Source organism: Rhizobium beringeri, from assembly GCF_004306515.1.
In the GTDB taxonomy this organism is placed as follows: Bacteria; Pseudomonadota; Alphaproteobacteria; order Rhizobiales; family Rhizobiaceae; genus Rhizobium; species Rhizobium beringeri.
Genome location: NZ_SILG01000001.1, coordinates 3,831,564 through 3,851,052, shown reverse-complemented (window position 1 = coordinate 3,851,052; position 19,489 = coordinate 3,831,564). Strand labels below are relative to the sequence as shown.

The 19,489-nt window shown below is 61.2% G+C and carries 18 protein-coding genes and 1 riboswitch; of the genes, 11 read left to right on the top strand and 7 right to left on the bottom strand.

The genetic code is table 11. The features are described 5' to 3' along the window. Positions 1–8: 8 nt before the first annotated feature. Positions 9–968 (bottom strand): helix-turn-helix domain-containing protein, encoded by a 960-nt coding sequence (locus tag ELH03_RS19240; protein ID WP_128405342.1) that lies wholly within the window; start codon positions 966–968, stop codon positions 9–11. A gap of 207 nt (positions 969–1,175) precedes the next feature. Here ELH03_RS19240 and msrB point away from each other — a divergent pair, with 207 nt between their 5' ends. Continuing rightward, positions 1,176–1,661 carry a peptide-methionine (R)-S-oxide reductase MsrB gene (gene msrB / locus ELH03_RS19235; protein WP_128405341.1) on the top strand — a complete coding sequence of 162 codons (486 nt, stop codon included), beginning with the start codon at positions 1,176–1,178 and terminating at the stop codon, positions 1,659–1,661. 101 nt (positions 1,662–1,762) lie between these two features. On the opposite strand, the gene ELH03_RS19230 is transcribed toward msrB, so the two are convergent. Both ELH03_RS19230 and ELH03_RS19225 read right to left on the bottom strand, forming a co-directional pair. Further along, positions 1,763–2,971, bottom strand: coding sequence for a TIGR03862 family flavoprotein (locus tag ELH03_RS19230; RefSeq protein ID WP_128412588.1), 1,209 nt, complete (start codon positions 2,969–2,971; stop codon positions 1,763–1,765). Between the two features lie 69 nt (positions 2,972–3,040). After that, positions 3,041–3,463 (bottom strand): MerR family transcriptional regulator, encoded by a 423-nt coding sequence (locus ELH03_RS19225; RefSeq protein WP_128412589.1) that lies wholly within the window; start codon positions 3,461–3,463, stop codon positions 3,041–3,043. A 71-nt stretch (positions 3,464–3,534) separates the two neighbouring features. Between ELH03_RS19225 and ELH03_RS19220 the strand changes: the two genes are divergently transcribed. The 6 genes from ELH03_RS19220 (at position 3,535) to ELH03_RS19195 (ending at position 11,656) form a co-directional block, all read left to right on the top strand. After that, on the top strand, positions 3,535–5,778 hold the full coding sequence (locus ELH03_RS19220; RefSeq protein ID WP_130659324.1) for a heavy metal translocating P-type ATPase: 2,244 nt from the start codon (positions 3,535–3,537) through the stop codon (positions 5,776–5,778). A gap of 163 nt (positions 5,779–5,941) precedes the next feature. Then, positions 5,942–6,166: riboswitch (cobalamin riboswitch) on the top strand. 264 nt (positions 6,167–6,430) lie between these two features. Continuing rightward, positions 6,431–6,652 (top strand): glutaredoxin-like protein NrdH, encoded by a 222-nt coding sequence (nrdH, locus tag ELH03_RS19215; RefSeq protein WP_018243700.1) that lies wholly within the window; start codon positions 6,431–6,433, stop codon positions 6,650–6,652. Positions 6,653–6,666: 14 nt separating this feature from the next. After that, a complete protein-coding gene (gene nrdI, locus ELH03_RS19210; protein ID WP_128405338.1) occupies positions 6,667–7,071 on the top strand; it encodes a class Ib ribonucleoside-diphosphate reductase assembly flavoprotein NrdI in 405 nt (134 codons plus the stop codon). Beyond that, positions 7,050–9,254 carry a class 1b ribonucleoside-diphosphate reductase subunit alpha gene (nrdE, locus tag ELH03_RS19205; protein WP_128412591.1) on the top strand — a complete coding sequence of 735 codons (2,205 nt, stop codon included), beginning with the start codon at positions 7,050–7,052 and terminating at the stop codon, positions 9,252–9,254. The genes nrdI and nrdE overlap by 22 nt, the downstream gene beginning before the upstream one ends. A gap of 87 nt (positions 9,255–9,341) precedes the next feature. Then, positions 9,342–10,316, top strand: a complete 975-nt coding sequence (gene nrdF / locus ELH03_RS19200; protein ID WP_128412592.1) for a class 1b ribonucleoside-diphosphate reductase subunit beta — start codon at positions 9,342–9,344, stop codon at positions 10,314–10,316. Positions 10,317–10,420: 104 nt separating this feature from the next. Further along, positions 10,421–11,656: an adenylate/guanylate cyclase domain-containing protein gene (locus ELH03_RS19195; protein ID WP_128405335.1), complete on the top strand. Its 1,236-nt coding sequence runs from the start codon at positions 10,421–10,423 to the stop codon at positions 11,654–11,656. Between the two features lie 18 nt (positions 11,657–11,674). On the opposite strand, the gene queE is transcribed toward ELH03_RS19195, so the two are convergent. From queE to ELH03_RS19175, 4 genes are all read right to left on the bottom strand, one after another. Continuing rightward, entirely contained in the window at positions 11,675–12,403 is a 729-nt protein-coding gene (gene queE, locus ELH03_RS19190; protein ID WP_128412593.1) for a 7-carboxy-7-deazaguanine synthase QueE, read from the bottom strand. Beyond that, entirely contained in the window at positions 12,400–12,756 is a 357-nt protein-coding gene (gene queD / locus ELH03_RS19185; RefSeq protein ID WP_062945050.1) for a 6-carboxytetrahydropterin synthase QueD, read from the bottom strand. Before queD ends, queE begins: the two co-directional genes overlap by 4 nt. After that, on the bottom strand, positions 12,756–13,466 hold the full coding sequence (gene queC, locus ELH03_RS19180; RefSeq protein WP_128412594.1) for a 7-cyano-7-deazaguanine synthase QueC: 711 nt from the start codon (positions 13,464–13,466) through the stop codon (positions 12,756–12,758). Before queC ends, queD begins: the two co-directional genes overlap by 1 nt. Before the next feature lie 183 nt (positions 13,467–13,649). Further along, on the bottom strand, positions 13,650–14,702 hold the full coding sequence (locus ELH03_RS19175; RefSeq protein WP_128412595.1) for a LacI family transcriptional regulator: 1,053 nt from the start codon (positions 14,700–14,702) through the stop codon (positions 13,650–13,652). 308 nt (positions 14,703–15,010) lie between these two features. Here ELH03_RS19175 and ELH03_RS19170 point away from each other — a divergent pair, with 308 nt between their 5' ends. The 4 genes from ELH03_RS19170 to ELH03_RS19155 all read left to right on the top strand — a co-directional run bounded on the left by ELH03_RS19170 (position 15,011) and on the right by ELH03_RS19155 (position 19,408). Further along, positions 15,011–16,270, top strand: a complete 1,260-nt coding sequence (locus tag ELH03_RS19170) for an ABC transporter substrate-binding protein (protein ID WP_024323819.1) — start codon at positions 15,011–15,013, stop codon at positions 16,268–16,270. A 124-nt stretch (positions 16,271–16,394) separates the two neighbouring features. Beyond that, positions 16,395–17,348 carry a carbohydrate ABC transporter permease gene (locus ELH03_RS19165; RefSeq protein WP_128412889.1) on the top strand — a complete coding sequence of 318 codons (954 nt, stop codon included), beginning with the start codon at positions 16,395–16,397 and terminating at the stop codon, positions 17,346–17,348. After that, positions 17,345–18,289 carry a carbohydrate ABC transporter permease gene (locus ELH03_RS19160; protein WP_128412896.1) on the top strand — a complete coding sequence of 315 codons (945 nt, stop codon included), beginning with the start codon at positions 17,345–17,347 and terminating at the stop codon, positions 18,287–18,289. The genes ELH03_RS19165 and ELH03_RS19160 overlap by 4 nt, the downstream gene beginning before the upstream one ends. A 3-nt stretch (positions 18,290–18,292) precedes the next feature. Further along, positions 18,293–19,408, top strand: a complete 1,116-nt coding sequence (locus ELH03_RS19155; RefSeq protein ID WP_130806775.1) for an ABC transporter ATP-binding protein — start codon at positions 18,293–18,295, stop codon at positions 19,406–19,408. Positions 19,409–19,489 lie beyond the last annotated feature (81 nt).

The window sequence follows — 19,489 nt, the reverse complement described above, 5'->3', positions numbered from 1 at the left end:
TACTCCGATCAGTGGAGATCGAGCTTTTTCATCTTCCTGTGCAACGTGGCGCGGCTGATACCGAGCGCGATCGCCGCCTGCGAGACATTGCCGCCGGCGCGCGACAGCGCCCGCAAGAGTGCCGCCTTCTCCGCCTCGACGATCTCGTCCTGCTGGGAGACGCCAGCCTCGTGCAGGGCATCGGCCGCCGGAATGCCGGCGGCGATGCGCTTGTCGTCCAGCTGCAACGCGATGCGGGCGGCGCGCGTCGCGCCGAGCACCAGATCGTGCCTGTCGACGGCCAGCAGGGCGGCGGCGGAATTGGCGCCGGCCGGGACCATCAGGAAACGGGCGCCGGCAAAGGCCGAGCGGAAAAGGTTGAGCTCGATGCGCATCGCCGCATCGCGCACGGTCTGCGTCACGATCGCCAGCGTCATCTCGTTGACGTCTTCGCGGCATGTGGAGATGTCGAGGGCTGCTGCCACCCGGCCACGATGATCGCGGATCGGCGCGGTCGTGCAGCTCAGGCTGGTATTCGAGCAGAAGAAATGCTGATCGCGGAAGATGGCGACGGCCCGCTCGTCGGCAAGTGCGGTGCCGATGCCGTTGGTGCCGATGCTGGCCTCTGTCCAGACCGAGCCGGTCCAGAGGCCGAGTTCGCGGAATTCCTTGTCGTCTCCGGCAGCGCCCCGGCGCTCCAGCGCGATGCCGTTCTTGTCGGTCAGAAGCAGGCAGCAGCCGGCCCTGCCAACGGTGGTAAAGAGACGATCGAGCTCTTCCGTCGCGCTGGCGATCAGCTGTTCGGACTGCTCGCGCGCGCGGCGGAATTCCTGGTCGGTGAGGCGCAGTGGAGCCCGCTGGTCCTCGGGGGCGAGCTGATGCATGGTCATGCACCGCCGCCATGAGGCGACAACAGGGGAACTGGCCGCCGCAGAATCGCGCTGGGCAGATGTGTAGACGTGCTCGGCGTGCGCTGAGTGTTCGTGCATCGGCTCCTCCCACCGAATTTCAGCACATTCTGATGGAAAAGTGGCTGGTTTGCAATCGGCCGGCGCTGCGGTCGTCAGCATGCGGCGCTTCCTGACGAAAGTGGCGGAAATCACATTTCGGTGTTTTGGCGGCCATGGCGTAACAAAAGACCCTCTCTTTCGTAGTTCTTTGCAGAAGCAAGGTTTGCCAGACAAGGAGATCCGACCATGCTGAACAGACGATTGTTGCTGATGGGCGCTGCTTTTGGCGCGCTTGCGGTTCGCTCAGGCCTGGCCGGTAAGGCGATCGCCGGCGAGACGTTTGCTGTGACCCACACCGAGGCGGAATGGCGCAAGCTGCTGACGCCGGATCAATATGTCATCCTGCGCCAGGCAGGGACGGAACATCCCTTCACCAGTGCCTTGCTGCATGAGGAGCGAAAGGGCAATTTCGCCTGCGCCGGCTGCGACCAGGACCTCTTTTCCTCGACCACCAAATTCGACAGCGGCACTGGCTGGCCGAGCTTCTGGGCGCCGCTTGAAAATGCCGTCGGCACAACCGGCGACACGACCTTCAGCATGGCGCGTACCGCCGTGCACTGCAGCCGTTGCGGCGGTCACCTCGGCCATGTCTTTGATGACGGCCCGAAGCCAACCCGGCTTCGCTACTGCATGAATGGTCTCGCTATGACCTTCCATCCGGCCTCGGCCTGATCGAGGGATGATCTTGTTGTTTTGCCTCAGGGCTGACGGCCGCCAGCGCGGATTGAAAGAGTTAGAGCGTCCTTTGTGCGTCCGAAAGGACGCACGGCGTTCTAGCGCTGCAGCCAGGCTTCGATACCACGCGCTGCCGCCCGGCCGGTCGCCAGGCAGGCGGTGAGGAGATAGCCACCAGTCGGCGCCTCCCAGTCGAGCATCTCACCGGCGACGAAGGTGCCCGGCAGCGCCTTCAACATGTAGTTTTCGTCGATGCCGGTCCAGCGGATGCCACCGGCCGAGGAGATCGCCTCGGCGATCGGCCGGGTTTCGATCACCGGCACCGGCAGGGCCTTGATCATGCCAGCGAGACGCTCCGGATTGGTGCGGTCGCGCTCGGGAGCGAGTTCGCGCAGCAGCGCCGCCTTGACGCCGTCGAGGCCGGCGCCCTTGCGCAGGCGGTTTGAAAAGCTCGATTTGGCGTCCTGTCGCGCAAGGTCGCGGCGCAGCCTCTCGATGGAGCGGCCGGGTGCGAGGTCGAGCGTCAGGGCAGCGCTGCCGTGGTTCAGCAGCCGGTCGCGGAGGCTGGCGGCATGGATATAGACGAGGCTGCCCTCGATGCCGCTGCCGGTGATGACGAATTCGCCGGGAAAAGTGCCGGCCTCGGACGTGGCGGTGACTGATTTTACCGGCTCGCCCGCGAAGCGCTCGCTGAAGTTCCCGCTCCATCCGACGACGAAGCCGCAATTGGCGGGTTGAAAAGTGTCAATTTCCACACCCCTGCCGGCCAGCCAAGGCACCCAGGCAGCATCGGAGCCGAGGCGCGGCCAGCTTGCGCCGCCGAGCGCCAGCAGGGCTACGTCGCAATGGACGATGCTGCGCCCTTGGGGCGTTTCGAAAACATAGCCGTCTTCGGCAAAACCGGTCCAGCGGTGGCGGGTGCGCAGCGTGGCGCCCTGTGCCTCCAACCGTCTGAGCCAGGCGCGCAGCAAAGGCGAGGCCTTCATCACCTTCGGGAAAACCCGGCCGGACGAACCGATGAAGGTTTCCGTCCCGAGCTTGCTTGCCCAATTCCTGATATCATCAGGGGTAAACTCATCAAGAGCGGGGCGCAGACGGGCGGAGGCCGCGGCGAAGCGCCTGCTGAAACGGGCATAATCCTCGGAATGGGTGATGTTGAGACCGGACTTGCCGGCCAGCAGGAACTTGCGGGCAAAGGTCGGCATGGCGTCATAGACGGTCACCGTATGACCGGAACGGGAAAGCAGTTCGGCAGCCGCGAGACCCGCCGGGCCGCCGCCGATGATTGCAATCCGCTTCTGGTTCATTGATGTCTTCGCCCGATTCTCTCTGCATGCAGTTTTGGCGCGGGCGTGGATCGCCCGCAAGGGCGGAGATCAGTGGTGCGGGTGCGTGCACTGGCCGTGGTCGGCGAGAACCTCGATGACGCGGCATTGATCGACGCGGCCGTGGCCGCAGCCTTCCACCATGGTTTCCAGCTCGGCCTTCAGCGCCATCAGGCTGCGGATGCGCTGCTCGACCTCGATGAGGCGGGCCTTGGCGATGGCGTCGGCCGAAGCGCAGGACTGGTGCGGATCGTCCTGCAGGGTGAGCAGCGTGCGGATCGCCTCGATCTCGAAGCCGAGTTCGCGGGCGTGGCGGATGAAGGCGAGGCGGCTGATATCGGCAGGTGCGAAGGAGCGCTGGTTGCCCTCGCTGCGGCTCGGGGCCGCGAGCAGGCCGATGCTTTCATAATAACGCACCGTCGGCACCTTGACGCCGCTCTGGCGGGCGGCTTCACCGATCGTGATCTTTTTCATGATTTTCCTCTTGCACCTCTAGTCGCTAGAGGATGTAGGAGAGATGCTTCTATTTGACAAGGAAGCGGATCATGGCTGAGAGCGAGACACGATACCGGGTTGGCGGCATGGATTGCGCCTCCTGCGCAACCAAGATCGATACGGCGGTCAGACGCGTGTCGGGTGTCGCCGATGTTTCCGTCTCGGTGATGGCCGGCACGATGACCATCCGGCACGATGGCAGCAGCGATCTCAAGGCGATCGAGAAGAAGGTGACCGGGCTCGGCTATTCCGTCGCGCCGCTTGCCGGAAGCGCTGCGCCTGCGCATGCCCACAGCTCGCAGCATCGTCACGACCACGGGGACGATCACGGCGATCACGCGGGCCATGACCACGATCGTGCGGGCCACAATCATGAAGGCCATGATCATGGCGAGAAGGAAATCGAGGGGTTGCACGACCATGCGCCGATGGCCGGTCCCTGGTGGCAGAGTAGGAAGGGCCGGCTGACCATCCTTTCGGGTGCGGCACTCGTTGCCGCCTATTCCGTCGGCCATCTCGTGCCGGCGATTGCATCTTATGCCTTCATCGTCGCCATGCTGATCGGGCTGGTGCCGATCGCTCGGCGCGCTATCATGGCCGCCTTCTCAGGCACACCGTTTTCGATCGAGATGCTGATGACGATCGCCGCCGTCGGCGCCGTCATCATCAATGCCGGCGAAGAGGCGGCAACGGTTGTGTTTCTGTTCCTCGTCGGCGAGCTGCTGGAAGGGGTGGCAGCGGGCAAGGCGCGCGAAAGCATCCAGTCGCTGACGGCGCTGGTGCCGAAGACCGCGCTGCTCGAAGACAATGGGCAGACACGGGAGGTGGCGGCGGAGAGCCTTTCGGTTGGCGCCATCATCATGGTTCGTCCGGGCGATCGGATCTCGGCGGACGGCATCGTCCTCTCAGGCGAGAGCGCGATCGACGAGGCGCCGGTGACGGGCGAGAGCACGCCGGTGCGCAAGGGCGTCGATGCCGTCGTTTTTGCCGGCACGGTCAATGGCGATGCGGTGCTCAGGGTTCGCGTCACGGCGGCTGCCGCCGACAATACCATCGCCCGCGTCGTCAAGCTGGTGGAGGAAGCGCAGGAATCGAAGGCGCCGACCGAGCGTTTCATCGATCGGTTCTCGCGCTATTACACGCCCGGCGTGGTCGTGGTCGCAGCGCTTGTCGCGGTCGTTCCGCCGCTGCTGTTCGCTGGGCCGTGGGGCGAATGGGTCTATAAGGGCCTTGCCATCCTCTTGATCGGCTGCCCCTGTGCGCTGGTCATTTCGACGCCGGCGGCGATCGCCGCCTCGCTTTCCTCAGGTGCGCGACGCGGGCTGCTGATGAAGGGCGGCGCGGTGCTGGAAACGCTCGGCAAGGTGACGATGGTCGCCTTCGACAAGACAGGCACGCTGACGGAAGGCAAGCCTCAGGTGACTGACATCATTTCCTTTGGCCTGAGCGAGGCGCAGGTGCTGTCGCGCGCGGCGGTGCTGGAGCAGGGTTCCAGCCATCCGCTGGCGCTGGCGATCCTCAACCGCGCCAAGGCGGACGGCGTTCCCGTGCCGCCGGCCTTCGAGCTGGAAGCGATGCCGGGCAAGGGTGTCAGCGGCAAAGTCGGCGGTGAGACGCTGGATCTGCTGTCGCCGCCTGCCGCTCGCGAGCGCGGGGCGCTCAGCGCCGAACAGGATGCACGCATCACGGCGCTGAACGACGAGGGCAAGAGCGTGTCGGTGCTGCTCGTCAACGGTGTTGCGGCCGGCCTGATCGCCATGCGCGACGAGCCGCGTGAGGATGCCGAGGCCGGGCTCGCTAGCCTCAAATCGGCAGGCGTCAAGGCTATCATGCTGACGGGCGACAATAAGCGGACGGCAGCAGCCGTTGCCGGCATGCTCGGCATCGACTGGCGCGGCGAGATGATGCCGGAGGACAAGCAGCGGGTCGTCGGCGAATTGAAGCGCCAGGGTTTTATCGTCGCCAAGGTCGGCGACGGCATCAACGATGCGCCGGCGCTGGCTGCTGCCGATATCGGCATCGCCATGGGTGGTGGCACCGATGTGGCGCTGGAGACGGCGGATGCCGCCGTGTTGCACGGACGCGTCGGCGACGTGGCGCGCATGATCGAACTTTCCAAACGCACGATGCGCAACATCCTGCAGAATATCACCATCGCACTCGGGCTGAAGGCGGTGTTTCTGGTGACGACGATCGCTGGCATCACCGGGCTCTGGCCAGCGATCCTCGCCGATACCGGCGCCACCGTGCTGGTAACGATCAACGCGCTCAGGCTGCTTCGAATAAAAATATGAATATCGTTTGGGGAGCCGGCTTCTACCGGCTCTTTTATGATGGGTTTTCCACAGCGCATTTCCATTAACGCTTCATTATCCACATCATACACAGGCGCGGCGATTCTTTGCCGCCATTGCTGCGACGCCACAACAACTTGTTGACGTCATCGGCGATTCGAGTACCATATCTAGTGTTCGAGGTTCCGTCGATTCGTGAGGATCGGCGGCTAAGACGGGAATTCGGTGCGTCTCGCCATCATGGTGCGGCAATGCCGGAGCTGCCCCCGCAACTGTAAGCGGCGAGCAACTGTCCGATTTCAGGTCACTGGAGCATGATGCTCCGGGAAGGCTGGGGCAGGCGCTTTGACCCGTGAGCCAGGAGACCTGCCTCGAACGAAACGTCCACGGGCGGGGTGTCCGGAAGGTCGCGTTGCATGGCTGCGGGGAATCTCCGCATCGCGTTTCGCCGGCTCGAGCCTCCGCATGAGCCACTTCGGGGTGAAGTCATGTCAGTATCTCAGTTCAGGCCGCCACCCGCTCGAGGTAGAGGGCGGAGTGCGCCCAGGGGCTAAACAGCCGCATAGCTCAAATCATCAGAGAATTTTTCGATGGATATCGGCAGATTTCCGATCGATGTCCTGCGCCCAATCGCGTCGTCACGAGGAATATCATGACCATTACCGTCTATAGCAAGCCTGCCTGCGTCCAGTGCACTGCCACCTACCGCGCCCTCGACCGGTTGGGTGTCGATTATGACATCGTCGATATCTCGCAGGATGCCGAAGCGCTGGATCGCGTCCGCAGCCTCGGCTACATGCAGGCGCCTGTGGTCATCGCCGGCGAGCAGCATTGGGCGGGCTTCCGTCCCGACATGATTAGCGCGCTCTCCTGACCTGAGGACAAGCGATGGGCCTGATCGTCTATTATTCCAGCCGATCCGAGAATACCCATCGGTTCGTCGTCAAGCTCGGATTGCGCGCGGCGCGCATTCCGCCAGGTGGCGCAGACGCGTTCCATATCCGCGAACCCTTCGTGCTGATCGTGCCGACCTATAGCGGCGACGGCGGCAAGGGCGCCGTTCCCAAGCAGGTGATCCGTTTCCTCAACGATGCGGAAAACCGCGGACACATCCGCGGCGTAATCGCCGCGGGCAACAGCAATTTCGGCGAGACATACGGGCTCGCCGGCGACGTAGTCTCGCAGAAATGCCAGGTGCCGTACCTTTACCGGTTCGAGCTCATGGGCACCGAAGACGACGTTGCCAAGGTCAAACACGGAATGGAACGATTTTGGACACGGCAACAAACATGACGCGGGATGCGGACGCAAAACCGCATCACACTTTCGCTCAGCCCGCCGGGGAAAGGCCGCCGAAGGCCGCCGAAACCCTCGACTATCACGCGCTGAACGCGATGCTGAACCTCTATGACGATGAGGGGCGGATCCAGCTCGACAAGGATCGTTTGGCGGCCAAGCAATATTTCCTCCAGCACGTGAACCAGAACACTGTGTTCTTCCACAATCTGGGGGAAAAGCTCGATTACCTCGTGACCGAGGGCTATTACGAGCAGGAGGTTCTAGACCAGTATTCCTTCAATTTCGTGCGGGATCTGTTCGACCAGGCCTATGCCAAGAAATTCCGTTTCCCGACCTTCCTCGGCGCCTTCAAATATTACACCAGCTATACGCTGAAGACCTTCGACGGAAAGCGCTATCTCGAGCGCTATGAGGACCGCATCTGCATGGTGGCTCTGGCCTTGGCGCGTGGCGACGAGGCCCTTGCCCGCGACATGGTCGAGGAGATCATTTCCGGCCGCTTCCAGCCGGCAACGCCGACCTTCCTCAATGCCGGCAAGAAGCAGCGCGGCGAACTGGTTTCCTGCTTCCTGCTGCGCGTCGAGGACAATATGGAATCGATCGGCCGGTCGATCAATTCGGCGCTGCAATTGTCGAAGCGCGGCGGCGGCGTGGCGCTGTCGCTGACGAATATCCGCGAGGCGGGCGCGCCGATCAAGCATATCGAGAACCAGTCCTCGGGCATCATCCCTGTCATGAAGCTGCTTGAAGATAGTTTCTCCTATGCCAACCAGCTCGGCGCGCGGCAGGGGGCGGGTGCCGTCTATCTTAACGCCCACCACCCCGACATCATGCGCTTCCTCGACACCAAGCGCGAAAATGCCGACGAGAAGATCCGCATCAAGACGCTGTCGCTCGGCGTCGTCGTGCCCGATATCACCTTTGAGCTCGCCAAGAACAACGAGGATATGTACCTGTTCTCGCCCTATGACGTGGAGCGCGTCTATGGCGTGCCCTTCACTGAGATTTCGGTGACGGAAAAGTACCGCGAGATGGCGGACGACGTCCGCATCTCCAAGAAGAAGATCAAGGCGCGCGAATTCTTCCAGGTGCTTGCTGAAATCCAATTCGAGAGCGGCTACCCCTACATCATGTTCGAGGACACGGTGAACCGGGCGAACCCGATCGCCGGGCGTATTTCGATGAGCAATCTATGCTCGGAAATCCTGCAGGTGAGCGAGGCGAGCGAATATAATGACGACCTTTCCTACAAACATCTCGGCAAGGATATTTCCTGCAATCTCGGCTCGCTGAATATCGCGGCGGCAATGGATTCGGCCGATTTCGGCAAGACGATCGAGACCTCGATCCGGGCCCTGACGGCCGTTTCCGACATGAGTCACATTTCCTCGGTTCCCTCGATCGAGAAGGGCAATGACGAGAGCCATGCAATCGGACTCGGCCAGATGAACCTGCACGGCTATCTCGCCCGCGAACGCATCTTCTACGGCTCCGAGGAAGGCGTCGATTTCACCAACATCTATTTCTATACGGTGACCTACCACGCGATCCGCGCCTCAAACCTTTTGGCGGTCGAACGCGGCACAAGCTTCAAGGGCTTCGAGAACTCGAAATATGCCTCCGGCGAATATTTCGACAAATATACGGAGCAGCGCTGGGAGCCGGCGACGGAGACGGTGAGGGCGCTGTTCGAGACGTCAGGCATTCACATTCCGACGCAGGAAGATTGGGTGGCGTTGAAGAAGGCGGTGATGGCCTCCGGCCTCTATAACCAGAACCTGCAGGCGGTGCCGCCGACAGGCTCGATCTCTTATATCAACCACTCGACCTCCTCGATCCATCCGATCGTCTCGAAGATCGAGATCCGCAAGGAAGGCAAGATCGGCCGTGTCTATTATCCGGCGCCGTTCATGACCAACGACAATCTCGACTATTATCAGGATGCCTACGAGATCGGGCCGGAGAAGATCATCGACACCTATGCGGCGGCGACCCAGCATGTCGACCAAGGCCTGTCTCTGACCTTGTTCTTCCGTGATACGGCAACGACGCGTGACATCAACAAGGCGCAGATCCACGCCTGGAAGAAGGGCATCAAGACGATCTACTACATCCGCCTTCGCCAGATGGCGCTGTCCGGCACCGAGGTGCAGGGCTGCGTATCCTGTACCTTGTGATTTGATTGCCGCTGGCGCTGCAAGAAGCGGGAGGGTTCCGCAGTTCCCTTCGCCATGCAGATGCCGACGCCCGAAAAGGACCATCCGATGAACATGCAAGTCAAACCCGCTTCCCGCGTGCGCGCCATCAACTGGAACCGCATCGAGGACGATAAGGATCTCGAAGTCTGGAACCGGCTCACCGGCAATTTCTGGCTGCCAGAGAAAGTGCCGCTTTCGAACGACATTCCTTCCTGGGCGACGCTGACGCCGGTCGAGCAGCAGCTGACCATCCGCGTCTTTACCGGATTGACGCTGCTCGACACGATCCAGAATGGCGTCGGTTCCATCCGGCTGATGGAGGATGCGGTGACGCAGCATGAGGAGGCGGTGCTTTCCAACATCTCCTTCATGGAGGCGGTGCATGCGCGCTCCTATTCCTCGATCTTCTCGACGCTGTGCTCGACGCCCGATGTCGATGATGCCTATCGCTGGTCGGAGGAGAACGAATTCCTGCAGCGGAAATCAGCGCTGATCATGGAACAATATCGCTCCGGCGATCCGTTGAAGAAGAAGGTTGCGAGCGTCTTCCTCGAAAGCTTCCTGTTCTATTCCGGCTTCTACCTGCCGATGTACTGGTCGAGCCGGGCCAAGCTGACCAACACGGCCGACATGATCCGGTTGATCATCCGCGATGAGGCTGTGCACGGCTATTATATCGGCTACAAGTTCCAACGCGGGCTGGAACGCCTCGGCGAGGAGAGAAGGCAGGAGATCAAGGATTTCGCCTTCGAGCTGCTGCTCGAGCTCTATGACAACGAGGCGAAATATACCGAGGCGCTCTATGACGGCGTCGGGCTGACCGAGGACGTCAAGAAATTCCTGCATTACAATGCCAACAAGGCGCTGATGAACCTTGGCTATGAGGCGCTGTTCCCGGGTGAGGCGTGCAAGGTCAATCCGGCAATCCTGTCAGCGCTTTCGCCGAATGCCGACGAGAACCACGACTTCTTCTCCGGCTCCGGTTCCTCCTATGTGATCGGCAAGGCTGTCGCGACCGAGGACGAGGACTGGGATTTCTGAGGCTTGATCGCAGTCTCCCTCTTATCATTTGCTCTCTCATCGCCCACATTCAGCGGAAACTAAATTCGGTCCTCGCCGGTGATGCGGCGTAGCGGGAGTTTTTGATGTCGTCTTTTTTGAACAAGGCCGGGACTGCCGTCGAGGCGGGCGAAGGCGTCTGGCCGATCCGCAGAAGACGGATTCTCGACTGGCTGGTGAACGAGACACGCGGCGAGCGGTTCATCGACAATATCCTGGTGGAAATGTGCGAAAAGCTGTTGGCGGCAGGGGTGCCGGTGGCGCGGGCGACATTGCATTTCAGGACGAACCATCCGCAATGGATCGGTGCCCGCATCCTCTGGAAGGAAGGCCTAGCCGAGGCGAAGATTAACACATTTGCCTATGGTGTCGAAAACACGCCTGAGTTCCTGAAGAGTCCCGTCAACGCGATCCATCAGGGTGCGGAGGAGGTGCGTAAACAGCTGGAAGATACAGCCGACGGCGACGAGGATTCATTCTATCAGGAACTGCGCGATGACGGCCTCACCGAGTATATCGCCTGGCCACTCGAGCATACTTTCGGCAAACGGCACGTCGCGACATTTTCTTCCAGCCGGCCGGGCGGTTTTACGAGCGAGCATGTCGATTTCCTGCGCGACCTGCTGCCGGCACTGACCCTCGTCAGCGAAATCCGGCTGAAGAACATCATGGCGCGCACGCTGCTGCAGACCTATGTCGGACCGCATGCGAGCGAACAGATCCTGTCGGGCGTCACGACGCGCGGCAGCGGCGCGACCGTCGGTGCGGCAATCATGATCTGCGACCTGCGCGACTTTACGGCGATCTCCGATCTCTGGCCGCGTGACGATGTCATTCATCTGCTCAACGATTACTTCGACGCCATGTCGGATCCGATCGAACGGTATGGCGGAGAGATCCTGAAGTTCATGGGCGACGGATTGCTGGCAATCTTCCCGCTGAGCAAGGACACGGCCTGTCACGATCTGCTGCAGGCGATCCGCGAAGGGCAGGCGTTGATGGCGCAATTGAACCAGCAGTATGCGGGCAACGGACGCGAACCGCTGCGCTACGGCGTCGGGGTGCATGTCGGCGACGTCATGTACGGCAATATCGGCTCGCGCCGGCGGCTGGATTTCACCGTCATCGGCCCGGCGGTCAATGTCGCCTCGCGGCTGGAAACCCTGACCAAGGAGGTCAAGCGCCCGGTGCTCCTGTCGCGGGCCTTTGTCGAAATGGCGGGCTGCGCGAAGGACATGGACAGTCTCGGCACCTTCCCGCTGCGTGGGCTTGGAGAGCCCGTCGATGTTTTCGCTTTTCCGGAGCGTGCCGCTGCTGCATAATTTTCAGCGCAGGCAGGTTCATACGCCTCGCTTGTTTCCCCAGAGCAGCACGTGCAATTGCGGCAGTACGCGTACTGCAAACCATTGGTCGGCCGTCACCCTTTCGACAAGCCAGTGCATCCGATCCATCACGCCGTCGATATCAATGCGTGCGTCATCGTCATCTGGCGGCGGCGGCGTATGATTGCCGGGCTGAAGGAACAAGGGAATTTGGGGATAGCGCTGACCCGCGCGCTGGGCGAATTCGTAGTCGGTGTCGTCGAAGACAACAATCTTCAATGCGACTTCCGGTCCGCCGGCGGCCAGTTGAAGACAGTGATCCACCTGGCCCCAATCCGTCAGCATTCCGCTTGATGGCGGCTTGGGGCTGATGACCAGGATGTCGAGATCGCGAAACCAGGCCTGGGCCACGCTTCCCTGTGTTTCCAGTGCAAAGCGGTATCCTTGGGAATGGCCGAGCTTGATCAGTGGCCCTAAGGGCTGTATCGCCGGATTGCCTCCGGAAAGGGAAACCGTCAGTGGCTTGCCCCCGGAGAGTTCCGTGACCTTATGCCAGATCGCCTCAGTGGACATGGGAATCCATTGATCCCGGAACGCGCTGTCGACCGCGTGAAGACTGTCGCACCAGGAACACCGATAGTCACAGCCGCCTGTTCTCACGAACACCGTCGGCAGCCCGATCAAGACGCCTTCACCTTGTATGGTCGGGCCAAAGATCTCGCTGACGCGAATGGTCCCCACGCTCACGGCCTGTACTCCGCCCAGGTTTTCGGCGTTTCGCTGACGCGAACGGACGATGTCTCCGGGAAACGCTGCTTGCACCAGTCGTAAAAGTGCCTTGCCAGAAATTCGGAGGTGACTTTCGAATGGCCGAAGACGTCGTTCAGGTGACGATGATCGAAAGTTTCGTCGATATAGCGCTTGAGTGGCGAGAGGTCGTGATAGTCACGAACGAAGCCATCATCATTCAGGCTTTCGGCAGCCAGCTCGACGACGACGATGTAGTTGTGACCGTGAAGTCGAGCGCATTGATGGTCGGCAGGCAGGTGATCCAATTGATGGGAGGCGGAGAGATGAAACTCCTTGGTGATGCGGTACATCAACGCACCTCCGTGGCCGAGTATCGCGACACGGCCGCTCTCCAGAAATCCCGGTCTTCGTACTCCGTGGGATCGGGAACACCGGCAAGATGGAAAGCTTCACGGCGTTCCACGCAGGTTCCACAGCGCCCACAGTGCAGACTGCCGCCTTTGTAGCAGGACCAGGTCTCCGAAAACGGCGTGCCGTGTTTCGCGCCGTCAACCACGATCGCTGCTTTGGAAACATCGACATAGGGTGCAAGCAGTTTCACGCTGGCATAACCTTCCAGCGCTTCGTTCTGCATGCGCTGGAAAGCATCGATGTAGCCCGGCCGGCAGTCCGGGTAGATGAAGTGGTCGCCGCCATGCACGGCGACGGCAACGGCATCTGCTTTTTGCGCGGCAGCCAGACCGAACGCAATTGCCAGCATGATGGCATTACGGTTGGGCACGACGGTGGCTTTCATGGTCTCCTCGGCGTAGTGGCCGTCTGGAACCTCGACATTGTCGGTCAGGGCCGATCCGCTGAGATGACCGCCGATGCTGGCGATGTCGATAATATGATGTGGAACGGAGAGCCGTGCGGCACATCTGGCGGCGAAGTCGAGTTCCTTGCGATGCCGTTGGCCGTAGTCGAAGGAGACCAGGCCGATAAGTTGCTTTTCCGTTGCTACCTTGTGGGCAAGCGAAACGGAGTCCAGTCCGCCTGAGCAGACGACGATGGTTTTCATATTTTGGATCCCTTGTTTTGACCGGGTGGGCTGCGACCGGATTAGGCGGTGCTTCTAGGACAAATCACGCGCCATGGAAACAGTTTTGAAGCGTGAGCGTGATTGAGGGATGAGATGACGTTGATTTCACGGCGATTTTCATGGCTGCGGGGTCTGATGCCAACACTCCCACAGCGGGGTAGCTTAACCGATCGGAAAGTTGATCTGCGGCGGCAGCAGGAGATGCAGGTCCTCGGCATCCGGATTGCTGATGCGCTGCAGCAGCATGCGTCCCAGATCCTCGCCCGCCGCCGTCAGGTCCTCGTGGATCGTGTCGACCTTCGGCTGCAACTGGCTGAGAAGGCGGGACGTCTCCTTGGCGACGATATCGTAATCGACGGCCAGTATGCGGCCGGCATCGCTCATGCCGCTGATGACGGCAAGCGCCGAAACTTCGCCGGGGCAGATGAAACCATCAGGAGCATCCGGGGCGGCGGCGCGGCTGCTAATGAAGTCGCGCAGCACGTCTGCCGGCGTATCGAGATCGACCGCCTCGGGGATCTCATAGGCGATGCCTGCCTCCCGCACCGCCGTCATGAAGCCATGCAGGATATGCTGGCAGAAGGTCAGCCGTTTCGGCGGCAGGATCACCACCACCTTTTTGCGGCCCTTGGCGATCAGCCGGCGCGTCGCCTCATAGGCAAAGGTGAAATTGTCGTAGTCGACATAGGGGTGCGGCGTCGAAAATTCGGTGCGGCCATGACAGATGAAGGGAAAGCCGGTCTCGAGCAGCAGGCGGACGCGGGCATCGAGCGGTTCGGTGCGCGTGAAGATCAGCCCGTCGGCGAGGTGATTGCGAATGATGTATTCAGCGGCCTCGACATCGGTCGTCGACAGGAAGTTCGGCGCGACGACAAGATGGTAGGAGGTCTCTTTCAACGCCTTGGCGATGCCGTACATGATCGAGGTGCTGAAACCGACCACTTCCTCGTGCGAATCGAGCAGGATAGCGATGACATTGGTGCGGCCGGTCTTCAGACGCTGCGCGGCCCGGTCCGGGAGATAGCCGATCTCGCGGGCGATGCGGTGCACGCGTTGACGGGTCTCGAGCGAAATCTGCGGCGCATCGGAGAGCGCCCGTGACACCGTCGTCACCGCAAGACCAGCGATCGTGGCGATCGTTCGCAAGGTCGGCTTGCCGCGCTTATGCGTTATATCGAGATTTTCGCCGCGCTGCGGCCGGGACGGTTCGGTCACCCTTGGCTTTCCATGCTGGAATTGCCGATACCATAACACGATGAATCCGGTGCGCAATCAACGAATGAAAACGTTTTAAATTTTAACGTTCTGTTAGCCATGAATTAAATATGAATTATATTCAGTAACTTAGGGAAATAACCATATTTTTCTCGAGAGTCGAGAAAGGGCTTGACGACGGGAGCCTTATAACGTTTTAAATTGTCAACCGCGCGGAGGAGTGCGGCCGTATGCTGACCGCTGCAATGGCGGGAAGCATCGGGCGGCAGGGAGGGTCCCGCCGCCGATTTGCAAATGGGAGGAAATTCATGAGCAAGTTTTTGAGCTCGGCAGCTATTGCTGTCGTGATGATGGCTGGCCTCGGTGTGGCCCAAGCAGCCGACGTGAAGGAAGTACAGATGCTGCACTGGTGGACGTCAGGCGGCGAGGCAGCGGCGCTGAACGTATTGAAGCAGGATCTTTCGAAGGAAGGTTTTGCCTGGAAGGACGTTCCGGTTGCCGGCGGTGGCGGCGATGCGGCGATGACGGCGCTGAAGGCGATGGTTGCGGCCGGCACCTATCCGACAGCCTCGCAGATGCTCGGTTATACCGTGCTCGATTATGCCCAGGCCGGTGTCATGGGCGATCTGACGGAGACGGCGAAGAAGGAAGGCTGGGACAAGTCGGTTCCGGCAGCGCTGCAGAAGTTCTCGGTCTATGACGGCAAGTGGGTTGCTGCCCCTGTTAACGTCCACTCGGTCAACTGGCTGTGGATCAACAAGGCTGTGATGGACAAGATCGGCGGCACCCAGCCGAAGACCTTCGACGAGCTGATCGCACTGCTCGACAAGGCCAAGGCCGCTGGCGTCATCCCGCTCGCCCTTGGCGGCCAGAACTGGCAGGAAGCGACGATGTTCGATTCCATCGTGCTGTCGACCGGTGGTCCGGAGTTCTACAAGAAGGCCTTCAACGACCTCGACGAGGAATCGCTGAAGTCCGACACGATGAAGAAGTCCTTCGACAATCTGGCGACGATCATCAAATATGTCGACCCGAACTTCTCGGGCCGTGACTGGAACCTGGCAACCGCCATGGTCATCAAGGGTGACGCGTTGGTGCAGGTGATGGGTGACTGGGCCAAGGGCGAATTCGTCGCCGCCAAGAAGACGCCGGACACCGACTTCCTGTGCTACCGCTTCCCCGGCACCGACGGCAGCGTGGTCTACAACTCCGACATGTTCGGCATGTTCAACGTTCCCGACGACCGCAAGGCTGCCCAGGTGGCGCTGGCGACGGCAACGCTGTCGAAGAGCTTCCAGTCGGCCTTCAACGTCGTCAAGGGTTCGGTGCCGGCCCGTACCGACGTTCCCGATACCGACTTCGACGCTTGCGGCAAGAAGGGCATCGCCGACCTGAAGGCAGCCAATGAAGGCGGCACGCTGTTCGGCTCGCTGGCGCAAGGCTATGGCGCACCGCCGGCGATCGCCAATGCCTATAAGGATGTCGTCTCGAAGTTCGTCCACGGCCAGATCAAGACCTCCGACGAAGCCGTCAAGCAGCTCGTCCAGGCGATCGACGACGCCCGCTGAGATCACTGTCGACTAAAAATGCTTCCCCGCCTGCTGGCGGGGAAGCTTCAGGCTCCGCGATCATACGGGATGATCATGCAGGGCCGATTGCCCGGACGATCATGCAGGCAGGAGATGACATTCCATGAGCACCGTTGCGACCACCGATCCGGTTTTGACGCCGAGGCAATCGACGGGGATCTCGTTGAGGGGCCGGCTGCAGGATGCGCTGCCGAAGATCGTCTTGGCGCCGAGCTTCGTCATCACCATCATCTTCGTCTACGGCTTCATCGTCTGGACGGCCTATCTGTCGTTCACCAATTCCAAGACCTTTCCCTCCTATGCGCTGACCGGCGCGCGCGCCTATCAGCGGCTGTGGCGCTGGACCTTCGAGAGCGATCCGCCGTCCTCCTGGTACACCTCGATCACCAACATGGCGATCTTCGGCTTCCTCTATATCGGCATCTGCCTGGTGCTCGGTCTCTTCCTCGCCATCCTGCTCGACCAGAAGATCCGCGGCGAGGGGCTGCTGAGGCCGATCTTCCTCTATCCGATGGCGCTCTCCTTCATTGTCACGGGGGTTGCCTGGAAATGGTTCCTCGATCCTGGCCTTGGGCTGGAACAGACGCTGCACCATTTTGGCTGGACGAGCTTCCACTTCGACTGGATCAAGAACAAGGACTTCGTCATCTACACCGTCGTCATCGCCGGCGTCTGGCAGGCGTCGGGCTTCGTCATGGCGATGTTCCTGGCGGGCCTGCGCGGCATCGACGGCGAGATCATGAAGGCCGCCCAGATCGACGGCGCCTCGCCATTCCAGCTCTATCGGCGCATCGTCATCCCGCTGCTGCGGCCGATCTTTCTGTCCGCCTTCATCGTGCTCGCCCATATGGCGATCAAGTCCTATGACCTGGTGGTGGCGCTGACCTCGGGCGGTCCCGGCGGCTCGGCCTGGCTGCCGTCCAACTTCATGTACGAATACACTTTCAAGCGCAACGAGATGGCCGTCGGCTCGGCCAGCGCCATCATCATGCTGATGACCATCTCGGCGATCATCGTGCCCTATCTCTATTCCGAACTGAAGGAGAAGGCGCGATGAGCAGCGTGACGTCTCCGACAGCAACCTCGCAGAACAGCAACAACACCCGCTGGATCGGCCGCACCGTCATCTACGGCCTGCTGCTGGTCTTTGCCGTCCTCTACCTGATGCCGCTCTTCGTCATGCTGACGACCTCGTTCAAGACCATGGACGAGATCCAGAACGGCAACATGCTGGCGCTGCCGCAATCGCCGACCTTCGATCCCTGGATCAAGGCCTGGGGTGAGACCTGCGTGGGGCTCACCTGCGCCGGCATCAAGGGCTACTTCTGGAACTCGATCAAGATGGTCGTGCCGGCTGTCGCGATCTCCACCATCATGGGGGCGCTGAACGGCTATGTCCTCACCAAATGGCGCTTTCCCGGCCACACGCTGGTGTTCGGGCTGATGCTGTTTGCCTGCTTCATCCCGTTCCAGTCGGTGCTGCTGCCGATGGCAACGATCCTCGGCAGCCTCGGCCGCTTCGGCGCCACACTGCAGAATGCCACGGGCTGGAACTTCGGCTTCGGCAATCCGACCGTCAATCTGGTCTTCGTCCATGTCGTCTATGGCTTGGGCTTCACGACGCTGTTCTTCCGCAATTTCTACGAGGCCTTTCCGACCGAGCTGGTGCGGGCCGCCCAGGTCGATGGCGCCAGCTTCTTCCAGATCTTCCGCCGCATCATGCTGCCGAACTCGCTGCCGATCATCGTCGTCACGGTGATCTACCAGTTCACCAATATCTGGAACGACTTCCTGTTTGCCTCTGCCTATGCCGGCACCGGTGAATCCATGCCGATGACGGTGGCGCTGAACAACGTCGTCAACACCTCGACCGGGGTGGTCGAATACAATGTCAACATGGCGGCTGCGATGATCGCAGCCGTGCCGACGCTCATCGTCTATATCCTCGCCGGCCGCTACTTCGTGCGCGGTCTGATGGCGGGCGCTGTCAAAGGGTAATCCATGGCCTTCCTCGAAATCTCCGGTCTCAGAAAGCGCTTCGGCGCCGTCGACATTCTCAAGGGGATCGACCTCGAACTCGAAAAGGGCGGCTTTCTCGTGCTGGTCGGCCCGTCCGGCTGCGGCAAGTCGACGCTGCTCAACACCATTGCCGGGCTGGAGACGATCACCTCTGGCGATATCAAGATCGACGGGCGCGACATCAGCGGGCTGCATCCCTCCAAGCGCGACATCGCCATGGTGTTCCAGTCCTATGCGCTCTATCCGAACATGACGGTGGCCGGCAACATCGCCTTCGGCATGGAGATCCGCGGTGTGCCGAAGGAGGAGCGTGTCAAGGCGATCGGCCAAGTCTCCGACATGCTGCAGATCGGTCATCTGCTTGACCGCAAGCCGAGCCAGCTCTCCGGTGGCCAGCGCCAGCGTGTCGCCATGGGCCGGGCGCTGGTGCGCAATCCGCAGGTCTTCCTGTTCGACGAGCCGCTCTCCAATCTCGATGCCAAGCTGCGCGTCGACATGCGCACCGAGATCAAGCGGCTGCACCAGCGCATGGGCACCACCTTCGTCTATGTCACCCATGACCAGATCGAGGCGATGACGCTGGCGACCAAGATCGCCGTGCTGAAGGATGGCGTGCTGCAGCAGTTCGGCACGCCGGCCGAGATCTATAACAGCCCCTCCAATATCTTCGTCGCCGACTTCATGGGCTCGCCGGCGATGAACCTGCTCAACGCCACCGTCGAAAACGGCGCCGGCGGGCTCGAAGTCTCGCTGGAGCGGCCGAATGCCGCCCCGCTGAGGCTCCCCGTCATCTCAGGCAATGACGGCCTGACCGCCTATACCGGCAGACAGGTGATCTTCGGCATCCGGCCGGAGGCCTTGACCGATCCCGATGGCGCCGACCGCAAGGCGCGCTCGCTGACCGAGGGCGATTGCCTGATCGAGGTGGTCGAACCGGCCGGCTCCGACACCTTCGCCGTCACCAAGCTCGGCGGCAAATCCGTCGTCGCTCGCCTGCGCGCCGATACCGGCATCGCTCCAGGACAAAACACCCGCCTCGCATTCAATCTCGATAAGGCCGTCTTCTTCGATCCCGAGAGCCAGCTCAGGATTGGGTGACGACCGTTAGAGCGCCGCGCGTCTCGAAAGACGCGCTAAGGACGCTCTAACACTTTGGGTTTTCGCATAATTCCTTTCCGA